The following is a 2,070-nucleotide window of genomic DNA, read 5'->3' on the forward strand; positions in this document are numbered from 1 at the left end:
AGACCTTACCCAAAAACGAGGGCATTCCACGGGGCAGGGTCACGCGCTCAGCAGTGACGCGGAACGCCGGTTCTCGGCACGCAGTTTTCATAGGAAGTTGTTAGACGCGGATCGCATCCCTTTCCTCTCCTGACACCATTTTGAGGAGATGCTCTGCGTCGACAGCACCGAGAACGCTGCCGCGCGTGTGTCGTACCTTCAGACGCTTCCTCTGGTCGCTTCTCTAGGCCCGGCGAGAGGCAACTGCTTATCCAAGTACAGCCATCCCGGTTTCCACCCTTTTTGAAGATACCGCGGTTTCACAACCGAGCAGTTGTGAAACCGTCTCGCACAAGCTTCTGCCCCTTCCTATTGCGAAAGGTCGGAAGCAGGAAAGCCGATTGATCCTCGCAGTGAACCCTCGCCCAAGGAGAAGCTGCTGTCGGCTCTCGGAGAAGCACCATCACCAACTCAATGTCTGCCGTGAGGGCGTAAGCGGCCTATTTTCTGAGTTTCGTGATGCCGAGTTCGTGCCACATCCAGGTGAAATCATAGGCGGCCATACCGCGCTGTCCGTCCCCGACCCTCGCGGCATTGTTCTCCAGAGATTTGAGCCATGCGACAAGATTTTCCCGGCCGGCCGCCGTGCGCGCCGCCTGACGCGGCGTGACGTCTCCGAGGGCGGGCACGGCCTCGTCCAGCACCTGCCGATAATGACGCTCCATCACCTCGCCGACGAGCCGTGCCTCGTCCTCCGGCGAGAGGCCCAGCGCTTCCCGGTCACTTTCCGGATCGGCCCGCGATTCCCGTTCGGCCATCGTCTGGCCGGGCGTCATAATCTGTGTCAGCGGCGTCCCGACCAGACCGCCCAGCACCTCGGCCAGCAGTGCCTGCCCGCGCGCTGCCCGCTCCCGGGAGTTGACGCCGACAAGGAGCTGCCGCCCCTTGAGTTCCAGCGTGCCCAGCACCGTCGCGCCGTCATCCATCTCGCTGGTCAGGGAAAGCCCTTGCTTCGCCCGCCCCTGCGGTCGGAACGCCTTCTTTGGCCCCTGATGGTTTTCCAGCCAGTTCCAGAACCTCCGGCTCTCCGGCCGCAGAGCCGAGACAGCATCCAGCACTGCTGCAATGGCCTTCTGCGTCACTCCTTTCGCAAGCGGGTAGCGAATTTCATGGAACAGAAGCTCGTCACCGTCACTATTGAAGAGGAACTGAGGCGCTCCCTCCATCTGCCGAGCCATGGTCTCCAGGGTCCGGAACAGCCAGGTCAGCGTAAAGGCCGGCGCAAGCTCCCGCAGCGTCTGCGTATCCACTTTCGGAAAAGCCGACTTGCCGCGTCGCTTGCGCAACGCCTTGTAAAAAGATTCCGCGAGATCCTCACAGGCCGCCGCGGAATAGGCCAGCAGGCCGCCCGCGAGAATCATCTTTCCGTCCGACGACACGATACGGGCAGCAATCCGGTCCCACGGCTTCAGCGTCCGGGTCGCCGTGCCCTCCTGCACGAGAACCGGCTCACCGTTCCGCAGCAGGTCGCGCGCCATCAGGCTCTTGCCGGGAACGATATCCGAGACTTCATACAGGCTCATGACCGAGGTTTTCAACGCGCGCATATAGGCGCTGTTCCTCGGCCCTTCTTTCCAGCCGCGCCGCTTCAGATAGGCATCGACAAAGTTGGAGCCGCCGTCCCATTCCTGCGTCAGGAAATCCTCGAAGGCACATCCCCACAAGGTCATGGCGACATCGGGACCAAGGATTTCCTTCAGGTCATCGAAGCTCACTTCCGCCGCGTCCAGCGCCGGCCCCAGATGTTGGTCCAGCACCTCATCGAAGCTGGCGCCCCAGTCATCCTGACCAAGATAACGGATCAATCCGGAGAGTTCATGCGATGCCATCGTTCGTCCTGCCAGCCATGCCGAACCCTAACCCGGAACGGCGATCGCCGCGAGGCGCCCGTACATGATCGGGCGGGCTGGAACCGAGGTCACTTCCCATCACACGGACGTGAAACCAACCAATCGCAGGAGCTTCCTACGCTGGTTTTTGATTCCTATTGTTTCCTATGTGTTTCCTGCGGGGTGTTTTGGGCAACAAAAA

At 61.2% G+C, this 2,070-nt stretch carries 1 protein-coding gene; it reads right to left on the reverse strand.

Going from position 1 to position 2,070, the window contains the following annotated elements; translation table 11 throughout:
- Positions 1-479: 479 nt before the first annotated feature.
- The gene (locus B8446_RS15815) at positions 480-1,868 is read right to left on the reverse strand and encodes a hypothetical protein (protein ID WP_048851335.1); all 1,389 of its coding nucleotides are present in this window, start codon (positions 1,866-1,868) and stop codon (positions 480-482) included.
- Between the last annotated feature and the right edge of the window lie 202 nt (positions 1,869-2,070).

Source organism: Tanticharoenia sakaeratensis NBRC 103193 (assembly GCF_000963885.1).
Taxonomy (GTDB): domain Bacteria; phylum Pseudomonadota; class Alphaproteobacteria; order Acetobacterales; family Acetobacteraceae; genus Tanticharoenia; species Tanticharoenia sakaeratensis.